The sequence below is a fragment of the Acinetobacter sp. 231_lipA genome (assembly GCF_058243005.1).
This window is the reverse complement of the sequence record NZ_JBZAYU010000001.1, coordinates 1,128,594-1,148,012: the sequence shown is the minus strand read 5'-3', so window position 1 is coordinate 1,148,012 and position 19,419 is coordinate 1,128,594. Positions and strand designations below refer to the sequence as shown.

The 19,419-nt window shown below is 41.9% G+C and carries 23 protein-coding genes, 2 tRNA genes and 2 pseudogenes; 12 read left to right on the top strand and 15 right to left on the bottom strand.

Annotated elements, in window-relative coordinates; genetic code table 11:
* Position 1 precedes the first annotated feature (1 nt).
* The gene (locus AC4CUX_RS05915; protein WP_279692218.1) at positions 2-832 is read left to right on the top strand and encodes an SAM-dependent methyltransferase; all 831 of its coding nucleotides are present in this window, start codon (positions 2-4) and stop codon (positions 830-832) included.
* A gap of 67 nt (positions 833-899) precedes the next feature.
* Here the strand turns inward: AC4CUX_RS05915 and AC4CUX_RS05910 are convergent.
* The 3 genes from AC4CUX_RS05910 to AC4CUX_RS05900 form a co-directional block, all read right to left on the bottom strand.
* Positions 900-975, bottom strand: a tRNA-Thr gene (locus AC4CUX_RS05910).
* Between the two features lie 178 nt (positions 976-1,153).
* A complete protein-coding gene (locus AC4CUX_RS05905; protein WP_004691623.1) occupies positions 1,154-1,381 on the bottom strand; it encodes a hypothetical protein in 228 nt (75 codons plus the stop codon).
* Between the two features lie 313 nt (positions 1,382-1,694).
* Positions 1,695-1,784, bottom strand: a tRNA-Ser gene (locus AC4CUX_RS05900).
* Positions 1,785-1,903: 119 nt separating this feature from the next.
* Between AC4CUX_RS05900 and AC4CUX_RS05895 the strand changes: the two genes are divergently transcribed.
* Entirely contained in the window at positions 1,904-3,784 is a 1,881-nt protein-coding gene (locus AC4CUX_RS05895) for a potassium transporter Kup (RefSeq protein WP_062032068.1), read from the top strand.
* A 58-nt stretch (positions 3,785-3,842) separates the two neighbouring features.
* Here the strand turns inward: AC4CUX_RS05895 and AC4CUX_RS05890 are convergent, their stop codons facing one another.
* Positions 3,843-4,415, bottom strand: coding sequence for a hypothetical protein (locus tag AC4CUX_RS05890; RefSeq protein WP_490792232.1), 573 nt, complete (start codon positions 4,413-4,415; stop codon positions 3,843-3,845).
* A 257-nt stretch (positions 4,416-4,672) separates the two neighbouring features.
* On the opposite strand from AC4CUX_RS05890, the gene AC4CUX_RS05885 reads away from it, so the two are divergent.
* Both AC4CUX_RS05885 and AC4CUX_RS05880 read left to right on the top strand, forming a co-directional pair.
* Complete coding sequence (locus AC4CUX_RS05885; protein ID WP_490792231.1) at positions 4,673-5,761, top strand: DNA/RNA non-specific endonuclease; 1,089 nt, start codon at positions 4,673-4,675, stop codon at positions 5,759-5,761.
* A gap of 76 nt (positions 5,762-5,837) precedes the next feature.
* Positions 5,838-6,083 carry a hypothetical protein gene (locus AC4CUX_RS05880; protein WP_490792230.1) on the top strand — a complete coding sequence of 82 codons (246 nt, stop codon included), beginning with the start codon at positions 5,838-5,840 and terminating at the stop codon, positions 6,081-6,083.
* A 90-nt stretch (positions 6,084-6,173) separates the two neighbouring features.
* Here AC4CUX_RS05880 and AC4CUX_RS05875 read toward each other — a convergent pair.
* Positions 6,174-6,348 (bottom strand): annotated as a pseudogene (locus tag AC4CUX_RS05875) (aquaporin); the annotation flags it as partial.
* Positions 6,349-6,479: 131 nt separating this feature from the next.
* A complete protein-coding gene (locus AC4CUX_RS05870) occupies positions 6,480-7,481 on the bottom strand; it encodes an AraC family transcriptional regulator ligand-binding domain-containing protein (RefSeq protein WP_490792229.1) in 1,002 nt (333 codons plus the stop codon).
* 110 nt (positions 7,482-7,591) lie between these two features.
* Here AC4CUX_RS05870 and AC4CUX_RS05865 point away from each other — a divergent pair, with 110 nt between their 5' ends.
* Positions 7,592-8,230: a hypothetical protein gene (locus tag AC4CUX_RS05865; protein WP_183174177.1), complete on the top strand. Its 639-nt coding sequence runs from the start codon at positions 7,592-7,594 to the stop codon at positions 8,228-8,230.
* Between the two features lie 317 nt (positions 8,231-8,547).
* Here AC4CUX_RS05865 and AC4CUX_RS05860 read toward each other — a convergent pair whose 3' ends face one another.
* Both AC4CUX_RS05860 and hisF read right to left on the bottom strand, forming a co-directional pair.
* On the bottom strand, positions 8,548-9,009 hold the full coding sequence (locus tag AC4CUX_RS05860; RefSeq protein WP_234964951.1) for a hypothetical protein: 462 nt from the start codon (positions 9,007-9,009) through the stop codon (positions 8,548-8,550).
* A 74-nt stretch (positions 9,010-9,083) separates the two neighbouring features.
* Positions 9,084-9,842 (bottom strand): imidazole glycerol phosphate synthase subunit HisF, encoded by a 759-nt coding sequence (hisF, locus tag AC4CUX_RS05855; RefSeq protein ID WP_010327680.1) that lies wholly within the window; start codon positions 9,840-9,842, stop codon positions 9,084-9,086.
* Between the two features lie 113 nt (positions 9,843-9,955).
* Here hisF and AC4CUX_RS05850 point away from each other — a divergent pair, with 113 nt between their 5' ends.
* The 4 genes and pseudogenes from AC4CUX_RS05850 to AC4CUX_RS05835 form a co-directional block, all read left to right on the top strand.
* Positions 9,956-10,906, top strand: a complete 951-nt coding sequence (locus tag AC4CUX_RS05850; RefSeq protein WP_201952727.1) for a homoserine kinase — start codon at positions 9,956-9,958, stop codon at positions 10,904-10,906.
* Positions 10,907-10,919: 13 nt separating this feature from the next.
* The gene (locus AC4CUX_RS05845) at positions 10,920-11,546 is read left to right on the top strand and encodes a DUF1294 domain-containing protein (RefSeq protein ID WP_058870450.1); all 627 of its coding nucleotides are present in this window, start codon (positions 10,920-10,922) and stop codon (positions 11,544-11,546) included.
* 28 nt (positions 11,547-11,574) lie between these two features.
* Complete coding sequence (locus AC4CUX_RS05840; RefSeq protein WP_004691561.1) at positions 11,575-11,967, top strand: DUF4870 family protein; 393 nt, start codon at positions 11,575-11,577, stop codon at positions 11,965-11,967.
* A 7-nt stretch (positions 11,968-11,974) separates the two neighbouring features.
* Positions 11,975-12,100: pseudogene (locus AC4CUX_RS05835) on the top strand (hypothetical protein); the annotation flags it as partial.
* A 72-nt stretch (positions 12,101-12,172) separates the two neighbouring features.
* Here the strand turns inward: AC4CUX_RS05835 and AC4CUX_RS05830 are convergent.
* Complete coding sequence (locus tag AC4CUX_RS05830; protein WP_201952722.1) at positions 12,173-13,072, bottom strand: DMT family transporter; 900 nt, start codon at positions 13,070-13,072, stop codon at positions 12,173-12,175.
* Positions 13,073-13,164: 92 nt separating this feature from the next.
* Here AC4CUX_RS05830 and AC4CUX_RS05825 point away from each other — a divergent pair, with 92 nt between their 5' ends.
* Positions 13,165-13,713, top strand: a complete 549-nt coding sequence (locus AC4CUX_RS05825) for a helix-turn-helix domain-containing protein (RefSeq protein WP_094148590.1) — start codon at positions 13,165-13,167, stop codon at positions 13,711-13,713.
* A gap of 76 nt (positions 13,714-13,789) precedes the next feature.
* Here the strand turns inward: AC4CUX_RS05825 and hisA are convergent, their stop codons facing one another.
* From hisA to AC4CUX_RS05810, 3 genes are all read right to left on the bottom strand, one after another.
* Complete coding sequence (gene hisA, locus AC4CUX_RS05820) at positions 13,790-14,521, bottom strand: 1-(5-phosphoribosyl)-5-[(5-phosphoribosylamino)methylideneamino]imidazole-4-carboxamide isomerase (protein WP_004691558.1); 732 nt, start codon at positions 14,519-14,521, stop codon at positions 13,790-13,792.
* A gap of 79 nt (positions 14,522-14,600) precedes the next feature.
* The gene (locus AC4CUX_RS05815) at positions 14,601-15,269 is read right to left on the bottom strand and encodes a 3'-5' exonuclease (RefSeq protein ID WP_201952719.1); all 669 of its coding nucleotides are present in this window, start codon (positions 15,267-15,269) and stop codon (positions 14,601-14,603) included.
* Between the two features lie 92 nt (positions 15,270-15,361).
* Positions 15,362-15,826 (bottom strand): DUF805 domain-containing protein, encoded by a 465-nt coding sequence (locus AC4CUX_RS05810; protein WP_201952716.1) that lies wholly within the window; start codon positions 15,824-15,826, stop codon positions 15,362-15,364.
* 208 nt (positions 15,827-16,034) lie between these two features.
* On the opposite strand from AC4CUX_RS05810, the gene AC4CUX_RS05805 reads away from it, so the two are divergent.
* Positions 16,035-17,063 carry an IS701 family transposase gene (locus AC4CUX_RS05805; RefSeq protein WP_007116247.1) on the top strand — a complete coding sequence of 343 codons (1,029 nt, stop codon included), beginning with the start codon at positions 16,035-16,037 and terminating at the stop codon, positions 17,061-17,063.
* A gap of 39 nt (positions 17,064-17,102) precedes the next feature.
* Here AC4CUX_RS05805 and AC4CUX_RS05800 read toward each other — a convergent pair whose 3' ends face one another.
* The 3 genes from AC4CUX_RS05800 to hisB all read right to left on the bottom strand — a co-directional run bounded on the left by AC4CUX_RS05800 (position 17,103) and on the right by hisB (position 18,912).
* The gene (locus tag AC4CUX_RS05800) at positions 17,103-17,609 is read right to left on the bottom strand and encodes a hypothetical protein (protein ID WP_148825367.1); all 507 of its coding nucleotides are present in this window, start codon (positions 17,607-17,609) and stop codon (positions 17,103-17,105) included.
* A gap of 92 nt (positions 17,610-17,701) precedes the next feature.
* Positions 17,702-18,319, bottom strand: coding sequence for an imidazole glycerol phosphate synthase subunit HisH (gene hisH, locus AC4CUX_RS05795; protein ID WP_201952713.1), 618 nt, complete (start codon positions 18,317-18,319; stop codon positions 17,702-17,704).
* Positions 18,319-18,912 carry an imidazoleglycerol-phosphate dehydratase HisB gene (hisB, locus tag AC4CUX_RS05790; RefSeq protein WP_004691554.1) on the bottom strand — a complete coding sequence of 198 codons (594 nt, stop codon included), beginning with the start codon at positions 18,910-18,912 and terminating at the stop codon, positions 18,319-18,321. Before hisB ends, hisH begins: the two co-directional genes overlap by 1 nt.
* Positions 18,913-19,004: 92 nt before the next feature.
* Between hisB and AC4CUX_RS05785 the strand changes: the two genes are divergently transcribed.
* Complete coding sequence (locus tag AC4CUX_RS05785; RefSeq protein ID WP_004691552.1) at positions 19,005-19,382, top strand: GNAT family N-acetyltransferase; 378 nt, start codon at positions 19,005-19,007, stop codon at positions 19,380-19,382.
* Positions 19,383-19,419: the final 37 nt, after the last annotated feature.

Below are 19,419 nucleotides of genomic sequence, written 5' to 3'. Positions count from 1 at the left end.
CATGAAATGGCTCCAAACCTTACAGCGACATCTGTCCAAACATAAATATGCAATTGATGCAAAACAATTGGGAGATCACGCTGTATTGGCTTGGAGCAATCTTGGCTATTGGGATGATGCAAGGTTATCCTATCCTGAGGCTTGCCAAACACTGGCAACGCATCTTGCTGATCGATTACAGCTAAAATCAAATGACCGTGTTTTAGACTTGGGCTGTGGACAGGGCGCGAGTCTATTGCTGTGGCAGCAGCATTACCATGTTCAGCAACTTTGTGCGGTTGAGTTACAAGCCGAATGTGTTCAGCGTATACAACACACTTTAAATTCAAAGATACACATCATTCAAACGTCATTTTTAAATTTAAATTCAAAGCTATTTTCAGCACCTTTTGATGTGGTGTTTTGCCTCGATGCCGCTTATCACAGTGATTTAAATTCATTTCTAAGATCAACCCATTCTGTTTTAAATTCAAAAGGGCGGATTGGTTTTCACTATCTGATGTTGAGTGATGCATTTTTGAATTTAAACCGTTTTGAGAAGCTTCAACTGAAAATGCTGTTAAAAGCAGCCGATGTGAATTTGGAACATCTTCAGTTAGAAGCGAATTTGCAGCATTCGATAGAAGCACAAGGCTATCAGCAGGTTGCTATTGAAGATTTATCAGGTGCAGTTTTGGCGGGTTTTTCTCGTTATTATCATGTACATTTAGTCCAACAGGCCGCTCAAAATTTGGATCATTTCAAAATTAAAATGACCGCTAAGCTCTGCCAGAAATTATTTGAACAGGGCATCGTGCGCTATGTTCAAATTACGGCAATGAAAGACACTTAAAATGAAATAAAAAACTAAACGGCCAGAAACAACAAAGCCTCACTAAAAAGCGAGGCTAAGTATAAAATGGTGCCGGCACACGGATTCGAACTGTGGACCTACTGATTACAAGTCAGTTGCTCTACCAACTGAGCTATGCCGGCAACGTGGTGAGAATAATAGCGGATTTTCTTGAAAACGCAAGCCAAAAAGTGAGCGATTGAAATGCGCAAGATTTTTTGTGCAAACTTCACCCACCAAGGGGTGGGTGAAAGCTAAGAATAAAATTTGGGTGGCTGTGATGAAACTGTTTTTAAATAGGGTTAAGTGAAAACATGGAACTTATTTGCTCCTTAAAATTTGATCGAGGTCTTGGGCACATTCTTCCAATGTAAAAGCCATGTCGAGTTGCATTTGAGGTTTGAGTTCATTGGCCAGCGTTCTCCATTGTTCAATCAGACGAATTGCTTTTTGAATTTTATGTTTGTTGACATCCTTTGCAAGGGTTGGGGTATAACCGCCTCGTTTAGCGTTTTTAATTTGTTTGACATAATTGGTGCTGTTATTCATTCTGACTCCCGAATAGCAGTTTTATTGGTCAATTTTGTGTTTCGCTAGTTATATACCGCAAATGAATTGTGCTTCATAAACATTGCATCTAGATGATCATTGATGATTTATTTTAACCTCCCTTAGAAATTGTTTTAGCTCAAGTTTGAATCAGGTTCAAGCGTTTATTTTTGAATAAATATTTCACTTTGTGGTGCAAATTATCCTATTGGGTGAAGAGTCATTTTTATAAAGCAGACTTTGTACCAAGTCTAAATAAGAATGTTCAGTATAAAAAAAGACCTTAATCTTTCGATTAAGGTCTTTAAAATTTTGGCGGTGAGAGAGGGATTCGAACCCTCGATACGCGCAAACGTATACACACTTTCCAGGCGTGCTCCTTCAGCCACTCGGACACCTCACCATGGCGGAGGATAATATCGAAAAACATAGCCATCGACAAGGTGAAACAATTGATTTAGAGAAAAACTTTTAGCGTGATGATATGATTCGCAAAAATACTGTCTAAATTGAAGACACCCTATGCAAAGTACTGCAAAAAAAGCCGCATTGCCCGCAATCACCTTAGCCGCCCTTGGGGTCGTGTTTGGAGATATTGGAACCAGTCCACTTTATGCACTGCGCCAATGTTTTTTAACAGCCCATCTAGCGATATCAGAAGCGTCAGTTTTAGGCATTTTGTCCCTCATTTTTTGGTGCATGATGCTAACGGTGAGTTTTAAATACGTTACGATTATTATGCGAGCAGACAATAACGGTGAGGGCGGAATTATGTCCTTACTGGCACTAAATCTGCGAACCACCTTAATTAGTGATAACAAGAAAATTTATCTTATTGCTCTGGGGTTTATTGGTGCATCACTGTTTTTTGGTGATGGAATTATTACTCCTGCAATTTCGGTTCTTTCTGCAATAGAAGGTCTCAGTATTGCTACGCCTATTTTTAATCAGTGGTTAGAGCCCTTATCCATAGGAATTATCACTGGCTTATTTTTGGTACAGCGCCATGGGACAGGGACAATGGGGAAATTCTTTGGGCCATTAACCCTGCTGTGGTTCTTAGCGATCGGTGCTTTAGGGCTGTGGAGTATTTTTCAGACCCCTCATGTATTATTGATGGTTAATCCCTACTGGGCATTGAGTTTTGTCTTTAATCAACCCTATGTGGCTTTTCTGACTATGGGTGCCGTGATTTTGACTATGACGGGCGGTGAAGCACTTTACGCCGATATGGGACATTTTGGTCGTCTTCCGATTCGTTTAGCTTGGTTTATTATTGTATTACCATGTTTGTTATTGAATTATGCAGGGCAAGGAGCATTGTTATTGCGTGACGCGGATGCACTCGCGAATCCTTTTTATATGCTTATTCCAGAATGGGCACTATTTCCAATGATTGGTTTGGCGACAGCAGCAGCAGTTATCGCATCTCAGGCGGTTATTACGGGCGTATTTTCTATGGTTAATCAAGCCATTCAATTACGTTATTTACCTCGTTTGGCAGTGCGACATACTTCAGAGGTAGAGCGCGGTCAGATTTATTTGCCATTTATTAATTGGGCGCTGTATATCTCTGTACTGATCTTAATTTTATTGTTTGAGAATAGTGAGAATTTGGCTAGTGCTTATGGGGTTGCTGTCACCATGACTATGTTGTGTGGCACTATTTTAATCTCTATTTTGGCCTATGGGTTGTGGCGTTGGCCAATGTGGAAAGTTGCATTATTCGCCGTGCCATTTTTGTTACTTGATACAGTTTTTGTTGCCTCGACTTCGCTTAAAATTTTATCAGGTGGATGGGTTCCAATTTTAATTGGTGCAGTGCTGTATACTATTTTAATGACATGGAAAGATGGTCGTGCATTAGTGTTGAAGCGTCTTGAAAAGGATTCATTGCCAATAGACCTATTTATTAAAAGCATTAGTATGGGTAGTGAAACTAAGTTCGTTCCAGGTGATGCAGTCTTTTTAACTGGTACACCAAATATTGTGCCACACGCAATGCTTCACAATATTAAGCACAACAAAGTCCTGCATGAACGCAACATCATGGTAACGGTTATTACACGCGATATTCCTTTTGTTTCGTCACAAGAACGCAGTAGTGTTGAAAAACTGGATGTCCGTTTTTATCGTATTACTTTGTATTATGGTTTTAAAGATCAGCCAAATATTCCGCAAGCATTGGAAATGGCCTATGCTGAACTTGGTTTTGAATATGATCTAATGCAAATTAGTTTTTTCATCTCGCGTGAACGGATTATCAGTACTGTAGGGGATGGTATGGCGCCGTGGCGTGAAAAGCTCTTTATCTCAATGCAACGGAATACCAGTCCTGTGAGTGATTTTTATCAAATTCCAACCAATCGCGTGGTTGAGCTGGGTAGTCAGATCCAGATTTAAACTTCAATAAAAAACCAGCATATATGCTGGTTTTTTGGAGGATAAATCAGTTGAAGTCTTAGTTCATTGGATCATTTGCAGGTGCTTCAGGCATCGCTTGAGCAGGGGCATCTGGTGATGGCAGTGAATCAGGCTTAACCGCATTGACAGGTGCCTCTGCTGATGAATCTAATGGCGGTGCAGCAGCTGGGGCAGCATTCATGTCTGTATTTACCGTGGGTGCGACAGCATCATTTAATGCCGCTTCAGCTTGTTGTGCTGAGAGTTCTGCATTCGGTGCCAGTGGATGTTGCTCTGTTGGAGTCGCAGCGACTTGTTGTTGCACTGTGGTATCAGGTGCGGCCTGTTGAACAGGTGCTTCACTCTGTGGTGCGGTTGGCATCACTGCTTGGTCATTGGGTGCACCTCGGTCCGCTGGACTGATAGGTGCAGCATTTGGATCAAGTAATTTAATTTGCCCTGAGCTTACGAGTTCTTGAATAGAACCTGGTTGACCATTAACAGTAGTCGTGACTTTGGCTTGAGAGAGACTTTCTAAGGTGTCACCTGGCTGGATAGGTGGCTCGGCGAAGGCTGAAGCACTTATCACTGTGCCGATTAAACCAAGAGAAGCTAAAATCTTAGAATGCATAAGAACTCCGTAAATTGCATGTATTATTTCGTTCGATTCATTTTTACCTTGGCATATTTTTTGAAGCGACAGCAATCAAAGATACGCAATCGCATCACGTTGCCGTAGAAAAACTCTACAAAAAAGACATTTTGTTACATGCAAAATCATCTAAATATGGCGTTTTGTTTAATTGTTATGCGAATAGAACTCGAGCGATATACTTCGTATACGCTGATTGTTAAGCTCGTGAAAAACCGATCTTTATTGTAGTTGTTATGGCGAAGAAGAAAAGCAGTTCAGGTAAGTCAGTCTTTAACATGTTTAATCAAAATGGCCTGAGAGTGATTTTAGGATTGGTGGCAACGGGAAGTTTTGCGATAGCCTTTGGTCAAGAAAAAATTCAGCAATACGTGTCTTTAAGCCCAAGCTCAAATTCCGCCTGTTTAGAACAATTTTATCGGGAAATTCCGCCTTATTTACTCAAAGAAAGTTTAAGTAAACACAGCTATGCACTGTGCTTTAACGGTTTTAATGTGATGTATTCGGGCGTTTCGAAAACACCTCTCTGGGTTGCAGAGGCCCTGACTCCAAAGCGCCTGAGCCAAAAAATTCCACGTGAAGATAGTTTTCACGAAGAAAATAATGTTGCAAGCGAACATCGAGCGACATTGTCGGACTACCGTGGTTCAGGCTATGACCGTGGACATATGGCGCCGAATGCGGATATGCCCAACAAAGCCGCACAATTCGACAGTTTTTCTTTGGCCAACATGGTGCCACAGGCCCCTAAAAATAATCAGCAAGTGTGGCGTGAATTGGAAGAAGCCACACGGGCGCTTGTGACCAAGCAAAAGCTGGATGTTTTTGTGGTGACTGGGCCAGTATTTCAGGGCAAAAAACTCAAGACCATTGGTCAGGGAGTGATTGTTCCGAGTGCGGTTTACAAAGCGGTCTATATGCCAAAAACGGGTGCAATAGGCGCTTATTACGCACCGAATGATAATTCACAGCAGGTAAGAATTGTCAGTGTCTGCTATTTGGAAGAGCAGTTGGGTGTGAATTTATTTCCGCAACTGACAGAAGAGCAAAAACGTAATACCTATAAACTACCGTTGACAGCAACGGCGGTAAAAGCCAATACTGCAATTCAGTATTCACATTGGGATGCGGAAAGTCAGTGTGCAGAAGAGGTTTCATCCGAGCAGCTCAAAGCCTTACAAAAAAACTTTAAATCGGGCTCTACTCAGTCGAGTAGTGGTAGCACCGTCACAAAGGGCACGGGTATTGATGCGGCGGATCAAGATGTGATTGTGAAACAATTAGTCGACGCCTTATTGCAATATATTTTGCAGCTGTTACGTTAAAGTTCTAGGCAGTTGTATGTATAGACATTCGACTGCAGTGCCCAATGCCTGAAAAATAAATACGAGTAAAAATAAAATGTTTAAACCTTTTGTACAAGGCAACGAGTCTCATTCCATTCATGATTTGACCCTTGAAAATGACACAGACTGCGTCAGTATTTATGGCAATTTACAACTCACCAAAGACCAAGCTGGCCTAGCTGCGGCCAAAGCATTGCAGGCGTATCTGAATGCCATTGTGCAACAGCTTGAAAGTGAAGCTCAGCTTCCTGAGAAAATTGAACGTCCGCAGTCGGATGAAATTGACAATCCATTTTTATAACATAAGTCTATCTATGTTCCATGTGGAACAATAACAAACCCTACAGATTGTAGGCTTTGTTATTAATGGGGAGAAAAAAAATTAATCCTCGCCAGAGATATGTCTAAGTGCAAAAGGCACCCGTTAAAACGGTTAAACCAAAGGCAAGTGCAACGCCAAGAAAGCCGATGCGCAACTCGGGAAAAGCTGCTGCAAAAATGGCACTGCCACAGCCTCCGAAGACCAACCAAAACGTTCCGATGAATTCAGCAAGATATTTATTCATAATGCGCTTTTTGTAGTTATTGATGTTTTATTCGCATAGAACTTTATATCTAACGAGAAAATACTCGTTTTTCAATCAATTTAACAAAAAAAGCATGACATCCTGATAACGTGGATTAAACAGGTCAGATTTTAGTGAAAATGCTGAATACGCCACTGCTGAGGTGTGACTTGGGTCCAGTGTTTAAAGGCACGTTGAAAAGCACTTTGTTCAGAGTAACTTAGCAACAGTGCAATTTCCTGTAAGCTGAGGTGTGGATCTCTTAAGTATTGCTCCGCCAAGATGCGTCGGACTTCTTGCATCCGTTGTTGGTAGGTCGTGGCTTGTTGTTGTAAGTAACGTTGCAGCTGTCGGACTGAAAAATTTAGTTGCCGAGCAATATGTTCAATTTGATATTGGTTTTTTTGTAGTCCCGTTAAAATCGCATGCTGTAAGCGCTGGTCGATGTGAGTAGAGTTGGGAAGTTTTTCCAGTAAGGCTTCAGCTTGCTGTAAGAGCAATTTTTGCAGGGTTTGATCACCTTGCTGAAAGGGCATGGATAATTCGCTGAGAGGAATCATCATCATCGGGCGGCTTTGGGAAAAGCGGACTTTACAATTAAAGTACTGCTCATACAGTGCCGTATTTTTCGGTGCAGGATGAGTAAAATGAACCTCGCTGAGCTGGATGTCATCATGGGCGACAAAGTGTTTCATAAACTGAATGATCAGCGCCATTGCCACTTCATTGCTGAGTTGTGTAGTGAGTTCAATCGGCATCTCCACCCAACCAAAGCATAGATTTTCACCTTCAATTGCAACATATAGTGAACTGCCATCATAAATGAGGCGGTGAAAGTCATGATAACGGGTGAGCGCTTCGCCTAAATTTTCGCAGGACAGTGCAATATAGCCCAAAATGCCTAAATGTTTGGGCTGTACATACTTTGCAATCTCGAGTCCGAGCGCAGGGATGTGCAGATGGCTGTCAAGATCATTCAGTAACTCTAACCACAGGGCATAATCAAAACGTTCTAAGTTCTGTGCTTTTTCAAGCTGTTCAGAAATTGGGTAACCCACGGCTTGGCAATAGGCATAGAGTAAATGCCCCAGTCCACCGTAGACAGAACCTGTGTAGTCTTTGAAATGTTGCATTTATTGGCTCTATTGTTCTTGTCGTGATTTGTCAATGAATTTGAATACTAGGGTCAATATTTAGCATAGTTTCCATACTATATTCAATCTGAATATAGGAGGAATTTGCCATGTGGAAGGGTTTTGTCGCAGGACTGGTGGTTGCCAATGCGTTTGAGTGGGTTGCACATAAATATATCTTGCATGGAACACACCGTGCTGGAAAGCCACGCTATAGCCCCGTGCCTGACAGTATGAAATCGCATTGGGAGCATCACCGAGAAGTGCGGAAAACCACATTTCATGATCATGGTTATGTTGAAGGTTGGAGCAACTGGCGTACCAAAAATGAAATCGTGTCACTTGCTGTCGTGGCGGGTGTTTTTGGGACATTATTTTATCCTGTCTCCAAAGGCATGACGTTGTCTGTGTTGTACAGTGCAGGAAATTATTACTACATCCACCGCCGTGCGCACTTAGAGCCAGACTGGGCAATGCGTAAGATTCCTTGGCATTATGATCATCATATGAACTCTAATCAGGATGCCAACTGGTGTGTGACCAAGCCATGGTTTGATTATATTTTAGGAACGCGGGTCATTTCCTCGCTGGATTTGCAAGAGCAAAATCCGTTGGGTATTGCTTTACCTCAAGTGGTGTCGAAAAAGCTCACCCAGTGGGTCAATCAGGTCTTCCCTGCAAAATGGGTTAAGGCGCCTGAAGCAATTCCACTGAACTCAGCGCAGACGACTGAAACGGTTGCAGGATAACGGAATAGGTATTTTTGTCGTGATTTGTCAATAATATTGGTATGTATTGTCAATATTTCGTCATTTGAACATTCTATAGTAAAGCTGTTGATGAGGTGAAATCATCTCATGAGCACTAGTACGTCATTTTTCATTTTCCAGTTTAACAAGACAATGTTGTAGTTATTCTAGGTTTATAGGGAGTCGCAAGACTCCCTTTTTTTATCTCAAAAATTGTGAGCGTAAGTGCGATCAAGATCCAGCGAGCATTCTAAGCTTTAACATCTACTGCATAATAGAGGCACTGGCTGTGCCTGAGTACAGCATAATTGAGCCATTTAATTCGCCTGCTTTTTAAAGCCCGTTAAAATATAGCGATCCATTTCATCGGTATAGTCAGGGGAAAACTGAAAGCAAACATGCTCGTTGATGTTTAAGGTTTTGAGATCAGGGAAGCTTTGTCTGGCACGCGGACTATTGCTAAATAAAAAAGCTTGTCGATCACTCTGAAAGTAAAACACTTTTTCAGTACTGATGTTGTGCCGTCGATAATGAGTGACCTCTGACCATTGTGTAAAAATACCACAAGCCCGAATTTGATCAGGTGCAATCAGCGCTTTTTCATAATAGTGTTTAAACTGATATTTGCAGAAGCTGATATAGCTAAACAGGCATAAACCAAGCAGTAACAGTACAGCCAGCATACTGAAAGGGCGGTCAGCATATTTCTTCATCAAAAGGATGAAAACAAAACAGATCAATAGACCACAAATAAATAAGATTAGTTCTAAGTGATACATTTTTTCTCATCTTTAAAATGATAAAAAGAGTACTCGAAAGCACTCTTTTCATAGGTTTTACGGTTATGGTCTGTTTATAGACGCATTTCGATGCCTTGATCTGCAAGGTATTTCTTCGCTTCAGGAATGGTGTGTTGTCCAAAGTGGAAAATAGAAGCAGCCAGTACAGCGTCTGCGCCACCTTTTAAAATACCATCGGCCAAGTGTTGTAAGTTACCGACACCGCCCGAAGCAATGGTTGGAATTGTCACGCGGTCATTGATTTGACGCATCAGCTCAAGGTCATAACCTGCTTTAGTACCATCGGCATCCATCGAGGTAATCAGCAGTTCGCCTGCACCAAAGTCGGCCATCTTCACTGACCATTCAATTGCATCAATACCTGTTGGTTTACGGCCGCCATGGGTAAAAATTTCCCATTTGTTCTCACCTGTTTTTTTTGCATCAATGGCAACCACAATACACTGTGCGCCAAAGCGTTGCGATGCTTCTTGTACAAATTCTGGGTTAAACACCGCTGCTGAGTTAATGCTGACTTTGTCCGCGCCAGCATTGAGTAAGAGGCGAATGTCTTCAACTTTGCGAACGCCACCACCGACCGTTAAGGGAACAAAAACTGTTTCAGCCATACGTTCAACCGTACGATAAGTCGTGTCGCGACCATTCGAAGTTGCGGTAATGTCTAAGAAGGTAATTTCATCAGCACCTTGTTCGTTATATCGACGTGCTACTTCTACTGGGTCACCTGCATCACGAATATCAAGGAATTGAACACCTTTCACTACACGACCGTTGTCTACGTCGAGGCAAGGAATAATACGTTTAGCTAGCATAATTTTTTCCAAAAATAACAGCCGATTATGAAACTTCGCGACTTAGATGCTACACCTTAATAGTCGGAGCGGGTATTCTATCAAACTTATGTAAGTTTTTTTGCAGGTTTTATATGTCGGTTTATACCACTTTGACTTTACAGGAAGTTCAGGCGTTTGCAGCACCTTATGGACTTGAGGTAATCGATCTGATCCCAATTCAAGGCGGTATTCAAAATACGAACTATTTTATTGTATGTGAAAATGCTGTGCAGTATGTATTGACTGTATTTGAAGAAATGGATGAGCAGGGCGCAGGCGAGTTGGTTCCTGTACTTGAGCATTTAGGTCAGGCTGGTTTAGCGGTTCCTGTACCTTTAAGTCACTCAGGCAAAGCCATTCATAGTTTAAAAGATAAACCTGCCCAAATTGCCCCACGGATGATGGGCAAACATCCCATGCCTGCGACCCTTGAACAAGCCGAGGCGATTGCGGTTGCACAAGCGCAAATGCACGTGGCACTGCAAGACTTTCCACTGGAGCGTGCAGAATACCGTGACCATGACTACTGGCTCGCTGTAGCGTTACAGATGAAACCAACTTTAAGTGAGGCGGATCAGGCACTGCTCAGTAAGTTGTTGGGTTTATATGATGCATTATCGGCGGTTTATCCGAATCGTCCTAAGGGCTTTATCCACTCGGATTTATTCCGTGACAACACTTTGTTTGAGGGCAATCAGCTCAAAGGCATTTTAGACTTTTATGAACTGAATAAAGATGAGTTTTTGTTTGATATTGCGATTACCCTGAATGACTTCTGTACCGAATATCCAAGTGTGCATTTAAATGAAGACAAGGCCATCACATTTTTAAACGCCTATGAAAGCATTCGTCCTTTGACGACTGATGAAAAATCTTGCCTAGAGTTGTATCTGGCGATGGCTGCTGCGCGTTTTTGGATGATGCGTTTACAAGTGGCACAAAAAAATGCTGAACAAGGCCGTACGGGGGATGACATTTTGCAGAAAAATCCTGCCGAAATGCGTAATATGGTGATTGACCGCCTAAAATTTGTAACTGCTTAAATAGGAAAGAAAAATGCGTGACCAAGGACGACTCGTTGAATGGTTTGATGAAAAAGGCTATGGTTTTATTCAGCCCAACGATGACAGCAAAGATCGCGTGTTTTTACATATCAAGGACTTTGCTCGGCAAGGTCCTCGTCCTATTTTAGGCTGTGCGTTGGAATACAACGTGCTTGTGGATGCGCAAGGGCGTTATCGTGCACAGCAAGTTAGTTATTTAAAAGCATCACAAACCCAAAAGAGTCGTACCCAAAAAGCCTCCCCGAAAAAGACCGAACCACAACGCTGGAGTCCAATGCAAATTGCGTCGGTGGCATACATCGTGTTTTTGGCACTATTGGTATTGCTGGGGCGTTTGAGTGGATTGGTGCTGCTGTTGATTAGTGTGATGAATGCGGCCAGTTATTGGTTCTATGCACAAGACAAAGAAGCTGCGCAAAATGGACAGCGCCGTGTACCTGAAAATACACTACATCTCCTTTCATTTTTGGGCGGTTGGCCTGCAGCATGGTTAGCGCAGCAAAAGCTACGACATAAAACACAAAAACAACCCTTTAGAAAGATTTACTTTTGTACAATTCTATTCAATATACTTTTAATTTTATGGCTTATTTCTCCTTTCAATAGTTTGCCTATTTAAAGTTCAAGCCCACTTTATGAGGGACAATATGAATTATTCAGTCGATCAAGATCCGAATCGTAGTCTGACTTTTATTCTTTATATTTTGTATATCGTTGCGATTTTTTCCGCAGGGATTTTAGCCATCATTGCTTTAGTGATTAATTATGTGAAGCGTGGCTCTGTGCGAGGTTCCATTTTTGAGAGCCATTTTACTTGGCAGATTCGCACCTTTTGGTGGTATTTGATTTGGAACGTGATTGCCTTTGTGCCATTTATTTTCTTATTCTTTACGGGTGAAAATGCCACCGCTTTCGCAGGTGTCGCACTCGGTGCTTCAACCTTCTGCGTGTCTGTGATTGGGTTGTCGTGGGTGTGGATTGTGTATCGTGCCATTAAAGGCATTATTCGTTTAAACGACAATCAACCGATGTATCAATAAAAATAGGTTAACCCGAATTCAACATCAAAACATTCCTTTTGGTCGTGCACTGGCGCCGTTGGTAATTCCAATAGCCAAAAGCATGTATGGAATCGGAGCAATGATTAATCCGGGCAAGATGGTGTCATTCTAACCGCCTGACGATACTGCTGAATCCGTGGCCATTGATCACTCGATTCAGCCGTTTTTGCGTTTCGGAGATAGGCTAAAGCTGTTCGACGTTCTTTTTCGATTTCAACAGTTTCGGTTTCCATTCACTGATCATAATGCCAAACACCACCAAAAGCCCACCCAACAAAGCCAGTGGTGCTAAGCGTTCTCCTGCAAGGCGTCCAAATAGTGCTGCCCATACAGGCTCTCCTGCATAAATAATTGCCGCTTGAGATGGATTGACTGAGCGCTGTGCCCAATTCATTACATATTGAATCACGGCACTGGCAAGACCCAAGCCGAGTGCGATACTCAGTAAAGGCCATGAAAAGTCTGGAATGCGGTGTTCACCTGCCAATGGCATGGCTGCAAAGGCGAGCACAGAGGCAACCGCCAGTTGAATCACCGTCACTCGACCAATATCGACTGTTGGGGCAAAATAACCAATCAGGATAATTTCAATCGCTATAGCGATTGCACCGAGTAGGGTTAAGGTCTGGCCAAAATTCAGTGAAATTGAATTCAGACTATTGCCTGTGAGTAAGACTAAGCCAATAAACGCACAGAGCGCACCGATCCAAATCATAAAATGGGGCACTTTACGAAAGATCAGCCACAATAGTACGGGTACTAGGGGTACATACAATGCAGTTAAAAAGGCAGATTCACTGCTACTGACCGTTTGTAGTCCGACTGTTTGTGTGCCATAGCCAATAGTGACCATACAGCCAATGAGTGCACCTGCCCACAGGTCTTGTCGGGTAATGTGTTTTAAATGTTGATAGGAAAATAAGCCAATAATTGTCGCGGCGCAGGCGAAACGACAGCCCACAAAGAACATGGGGGAGCTGAAATTTAAGGCATATTTCACGGCCAAGAAGGTACCGCCCCAAATAAAGGTAATTAGAATCAGTGCAATGACAGGCGCTTTAGAACCGAGCTGAGTATTCAACATAAAAGAACTGGTGTGCAATATATTGCACATAGCTTGTCATGCTTTGTTTTTGTGTGCAATATATTGCTCAATGTTTTTTTTGATTGAACTTTATGAAGTCTCCTGCGGTACTACAACACGTCAGTCAAAATGTGCGTCATTATCGAAGCTTAAAAGGCTTGAGCCAGCAACAACTGGCGGATTTGGCTGGTTTAAGCCGTCGTATGGTGGCTGGAGTTGAATCAGGGCAGGACAATATTAGTTTGGCAAAACTCAGTTTGATTGCCGATGTGCTTGAGGTCGATTTTGTACAGATTATTGCCGCGCCTGAACAGCAAGGGCAAGCGGTGGTCAATGTTTTGGCTTGGCAGGGCACACAAGCCCACAGTGAAGCAAAATTAATGGCCTCGGCGGCAGCAACACAAAAAGTTGAATTGTGGACATGGGTACTTGCCCCAAATGAACACTATAGTGCAGAACCTGACCCAGAAGGTTGGCGTGAGATGCTCTATGTGATGGAGGGGGAGTTAACTTTGGATTTGGCGGGTGACATGAAAGTCTTGGGTGTAGGAGAGTCGATTGTTTTTTCCAGTGCCATCGAATACCAATATATCAACCGTGGAACTGTACCGTTAAAGTTTATTCGTAATGCGATTTATTAAATAAGATGCAGATCTTACACACTGATATTTAGCGCATAAAAAAGAGGTCAAAAGACCTCTTTTTTAACTTCTACAATTAGAGCGATTGTTCGTCTAACAGCAATTGTGCTTCACGTAGGTTTAAACTGCCTTCATAAATCGCACGACCAGTAATTGCACCTAAAATACCGGGTTGACCTTTGAGGTTACGTACGTCATCAAGGTTGGTCACACCACCTGATGCAATCACAGGTAGGCCAGAGTATTGTGCCAGTTGAACAGTTTGCTCAACGTTCACCCCTTGCATCATCCCGTCACGTGCAATGTCGGTATAGACAATGCTTGATACGCCCGCATCGGCAAAACGTTTGGCCAAATCGGTTGCTTTCACATCGGTCACATTGGCCCAACCATCGGTGGCCACCATGCCATTCATGGCATCGATGCCTACAATGATATGACCTGCAAATTTCTTACATGCTTCTTCAACAAATTCAGGATCTTGAACTGCTTTGGTGCCAATAATGACAAAAGACACACCCGCTTCTAAGTAGTGTTCAATGGTTTCTAGTGAGCGAATACCGCCGCCAATTTGAATTGGCAGTTCAGGTTGTGCTCGAGCAATGGCTTCAACCACAGGTTTATGAATTGGCGTACCAGCAAAAGCACCATTTAAATCGACCAAATGTAAGCGACGCGCGCCTTCATTTACCCAGTGCTGTGCAGTTGCAACAGGATCATCAGAAAAAACCGTATCGTCTTCCATACGACCTTGTTTTAAACGAACACATTTGCCATCTTTCAGGTCAATTGCAGGGATGATCAGCATGCTTTCGCTCCTAGCCAAATCTTAAATAAAATCAATGTCCGTCATCTTAGCAAAGTATTGGCAATTTTCTAAGCACCTGTTACAGCTTTTCATGACGAGGAGGTTTTATGATATTTTCCAGTTTTTGCAAAATATCTTTTGGGAGTCGCTCTAAACGCCGCAATTCTTCAAAAACCAACAGCGCCGCATAGGCATCCGCAGCGGCATAGTCAACTTGTTCAGGCGTGAGTATTTTCCTCGCCCAATTTGAAGTGCTGACTTTTTTGCTTTTGGGGAAGTTGAGTTGAAACAGCAGGGCGATGGCATTTTTAATGCCGACAGGGTTGGTCAAACCAAAGCTGGCAAAGCATTTTGACAGCTCAACCACACCCTTGAGTTCAAACCCCTTTTTGCGGAATAGATGGGCATCATTTTTTAAACCAAAGCCCACTTTGAGCTGGTCTGGATTCGCCAAAAATGGTGCAAGGAAGCTCCAAATGGGTGGACTCATTTGAAACAAATAAGCCTGCTCGACGCTGGCCAGTTGAATGAGATGCGGACCCGTGGAGACTTCTCCCACTTGAAAGGTCGGTTTGGACTCGCTGTCAAAACCGAAGATGGAAACCTGTTCTAGTTCAGCGCGGATTGCTTCACACTGTTCTAAGTTTTGAATGACATGAATTGCTTGTTTTGGCAAATTTTGAAAACGAGGAAATTTTTGAATTTCGACTTTGCTGGGAAGGATGTGTTGAAAAGAAGAATCCATCATGCTTTGACTATGCCACTGTTGCTTAAGCCTAAAGCTTTTGCGTTGATTTAGCAAAACAGCCGACCTAGGCAGGCTGTTTTGCACAGGTGATTTTAGGACATAAAACCAGCCGCAATACCGCCGATAATCGCTAAAACGAAAATCACGATGTAAATCCATGCCAAAACGGCTTCCCAGCCTGAGGTTGGGCGTGGTGAGCCATAGCTGTTGCTACGATCATCGCCTGGTGCGAAAATCAGGTAAAGCATTAGGATCACGTTGGCAAGAGGCACCAACATCAACAGTGATAACCATCCCGTATGGTTGCGGTCATGTAGGCGACGAATAGTAAATACAAACGTGAAGTACATCAGCGCAACATAGATCAGGATGATAAAAATCATGCCGCCACCGAAGTTGCCTGTTTCCAAGTTCACGAATGTATTAGGAAAGATGGCGAAGAAAATACCAAGAATAATTGACGCTACAATGGCAAGTAGACAGTTCCATGCTAGGTATGAAAAACGTCCGAAACGACCTGCGGCATTCAGCGCAGATTCTTGTGCATATTGAGTCATAGTGACTTACCTTATCGTTGTAAATTAAGTTTTTTATAAATAAAAATGTCTAAAAAGCAGGCAAAGCATAATCAAATTTGGTGACAATGAAAAGGTATTGTAATTATTTGGTGTGTAGTAGTGTACTGTAAAACAAAAACTTTCTATTAATATAGGACTTACGCATTGACGGATTCAAAAAAGTATTAAAATACTTTATAAAGTATCTGTGATCAGACGAATTAAACATGCTTCTACAGCAACTTGTACATTACCCATTTATATGGGCTTTCTCATGACAGAACCGAACTCTATTAGCTGCACACAACTTGCCGAGACTTATAACATCTCGCATGATAGTGTAAATCGCTTTCTAGAACGTGAAGACTACACACCTCACGACCTATATCAAGAAGCAATTCAACATATTGATAATAATAAACTTATAGTCAGTATTGATGATACTGTTTTAGATAAACCCTATAGTCAACATATGGACTTGGTTAGCTATTTTTGGTCAGGCAAACACCACCGATCCGTCAAGGGTATTAATCTCATTACCTTGTATGCGACAGATCAGAATGGTCAAAATATTCCAATTAATTTCCGAATTTATGACAAATCTGAAAGTAAAACCAAGAATGATTACTTTATGGATATGTTAAGTGAAGTACTCAGTTGGGGTGCAAAGATTCAATTTATTACAGGTGATAGTTGGTATTCATCGACTGGAAATCTAAAAACCATAAGAAAATATGGTATTCGATTTATGTTTGGTATCGACTGTAACCGTAAGGTTTCCCCAGAAAAAGGACAATGGTTTCAACTGCGTTTATTGCCAAATTTCCATCAGGGTCAAGTGGTCTGGCTCAAAGATTTTGGCTTTGTACAATTATTTAAGACTCAGTTAAAAGAACAGCAGAGGTTTTATATTGTGCATCAAGATGAAGATGATTTATTGTCCTTTGAGGGTTTTCATGAATTACATTCAAGTCATTGGAAAATAGAGCAATATCACCGGGTGATTAAACAGGTTTGTCATATTGAAAAGTTTCAAGTAAGACGATCTAAACTGATTTTGAATCATATTTTTTCAGCCTTGATGGCCTACGTCGAGATACAAAAGAACCAGTTTGAGCGGATCTTTGAAAATGTATATCGTTGGCAGAAGAAATTATTTAGACCAGTTATCAAAAACTTCATTGATGACTTTATTCTCGATAAAAATCATCTGCTACCACAGAGAATCTATAAATAATAGTGCGTAAGTCCTATAATATTAGATTAGAACATTGAATTAGTACCCGATCACTAGAATTCCTTTTAATGGAAGAATAATACGCTGTGAGGTGTAAAGCGTATCTAAAAATTGATAGACCTTTTGAAAATCATCTGATTGGCGGTAAGTATTTCGTACAGCTAAAACTAGATAGTCGATATTAACCATCATACTGGCTTGGAATATATCTTTTAAAAACTGGTTATTGACGACTGCACGTCCAGCTTCAACTTCAATAACGATTTTTTGCTCGAAGTGAATGGCATCGGCTAAGAAACTTTTAGAAGCTTGGTTGTTATAACCGAATAGGACTGGAACGGGGATTTTATCTTCGGCAGATTTACTTTTTTCAACTTTGAATCCAATTTTTTCAAGTCCATTTGCAATAGTAAGAAGAACTTCATTGCTGGAAAGTTGATGTGTTTGTGAACTTATACCAGTAATGTGCTGTTTAAAGACTTCAGTAATCTCTAAAAGTTTTGGTGCTGTTGGGTAAGAGCGAGGAAAGAATTGGAATTGGAGCATTTGTCATACATTTCTAAACTGTTATTGGTTGATAATAAGAGAAAAGCTCAACCGAAGTTGAGCTTTTTCAATCAAACAGAAGCTGGAATGAATTAAATTTTCCATTCCACAAAGTTTTTCAGCAGTTGCAAACCTGCGGTATGACTTTTTTCAGGGTGGAACTGGGTCGCAAACAAATTTTCTTGGTGAATGGCGGTACAGAACTCTAAACCATAGTCACAAGTTGCAGCCACAATGCCAGAGTTCTTCGGTTCAACATAAAAGCTGTGCACGAAGTAAAAACGTGCATCTTGCTCAATGTCTTTCCACATTGGATGACTCGGATCAGCCTGATGAACTTGGTTCCAACCCATATGTGGGACTTTCAAGCCGTCTACATCAGGAAAGCGTTTCACACTGCCTTCAAAAATACCGAGAGCATCGACTCCGCCATTTTCTTCAGAGCGTTGCATCAGCGCTTGCATACCCACACAAATCGCTAAGACAGGCTTATTAAATGCCGCATGGCGAACGACGTCATCAATCCCTGCTTCATGCATACCTTGCATACAGTCACGCATAGCACCTACGCCGGGGAATACAATTTTATCAGCTTGAGCTACTAATTTGGGGTCATTGGTTACATCGACTGTTGCACCAACATGCTCAAGCGCTTTTGCTGCTGAGTGTAGGTTACCCATACCATAGTCAAGAAGGGCAATACGGGTCATTACAAACTACCTTTGGTTGAAGCAATGGTGTTGGTTGCACGTGGGTCAATTTCACAGGCCATACGAAGTGCACGCGCAAATGCTTTGAACACACTTTCAATTTGGTGGTGGCTATTTTTACCTTTGAGGTTATCAATGTGTACCGTCATGAGCGCATGGTTCACAAAGCCTTGGAAAAACTCAGAGAAGAGATCCACATCAAAACGACCAATCATGGCGCGGGTAAATGGAATATCCATAAACAAACCCGGACGGCCTGATAAGTCCACCACAGCACGGCTTAAAGATTCATCTAACGGTGCATAAAAATGACCATAACGACGTAAACCTTTTTTGTCACCTAAAGCTTTGGCAAAAGCCTGTCCAAGCGTGATACCACAGTCTTCAACCGTGTGGTGATCATCAATTTCCAAGTCACCATCACATTCAATATCAATATCAAATAAGCCATGTCGCTTGATTTGATCAATCATATGATCTAAAAAGGGAATACCTGTGTTGAGCGTGCCTTGACCCGTACCATCGAGGTTTACACGAACTCGAATTTTGGTTTCGTTGGTATTTCTTACCACTTCACTGATACGTTCTGTCATAGACACGTTCCTCAAAGACGTCAAATAATTGATGTAAAATGTTTCGCCGTAACGAAGTCACCGCATATTAGATTGCTCAGGAGGGTTTATCAATGCCTATTACCGTACACGCTTATACTTCACTGGAAAAAGAAGAGTTGCGAAGCCAGCTAGAGCGACTGTACGACACCAGTCCTGAATTTGGCGATGGGCATGATGCCGTAGAACAACTTGAGCAAAATCTAGCTCAGTATACCTTACTTTACACCGCAGAATTTAATACTAAAGTCATTGGTGCCATTTGGTGTAGTGGGCAGGGTGAAAATAAAACCTTAGAATACATCGTAGTACATCCTGCAAACCGTGGAAGAGGGGTTGCGGAGCGGCTGGTTGAAGAAGTCTGTCGTATGGAAGAGGCCAAAGGTGTGAAAGTGTTCGAGCCAGGCTGCGGTGCGATTCACCGTTGCTTAGAGCACATTGGTAAAATTTAAGCTTTTTTCAAGCAGTTTATACACTGCTTTTTTTCAT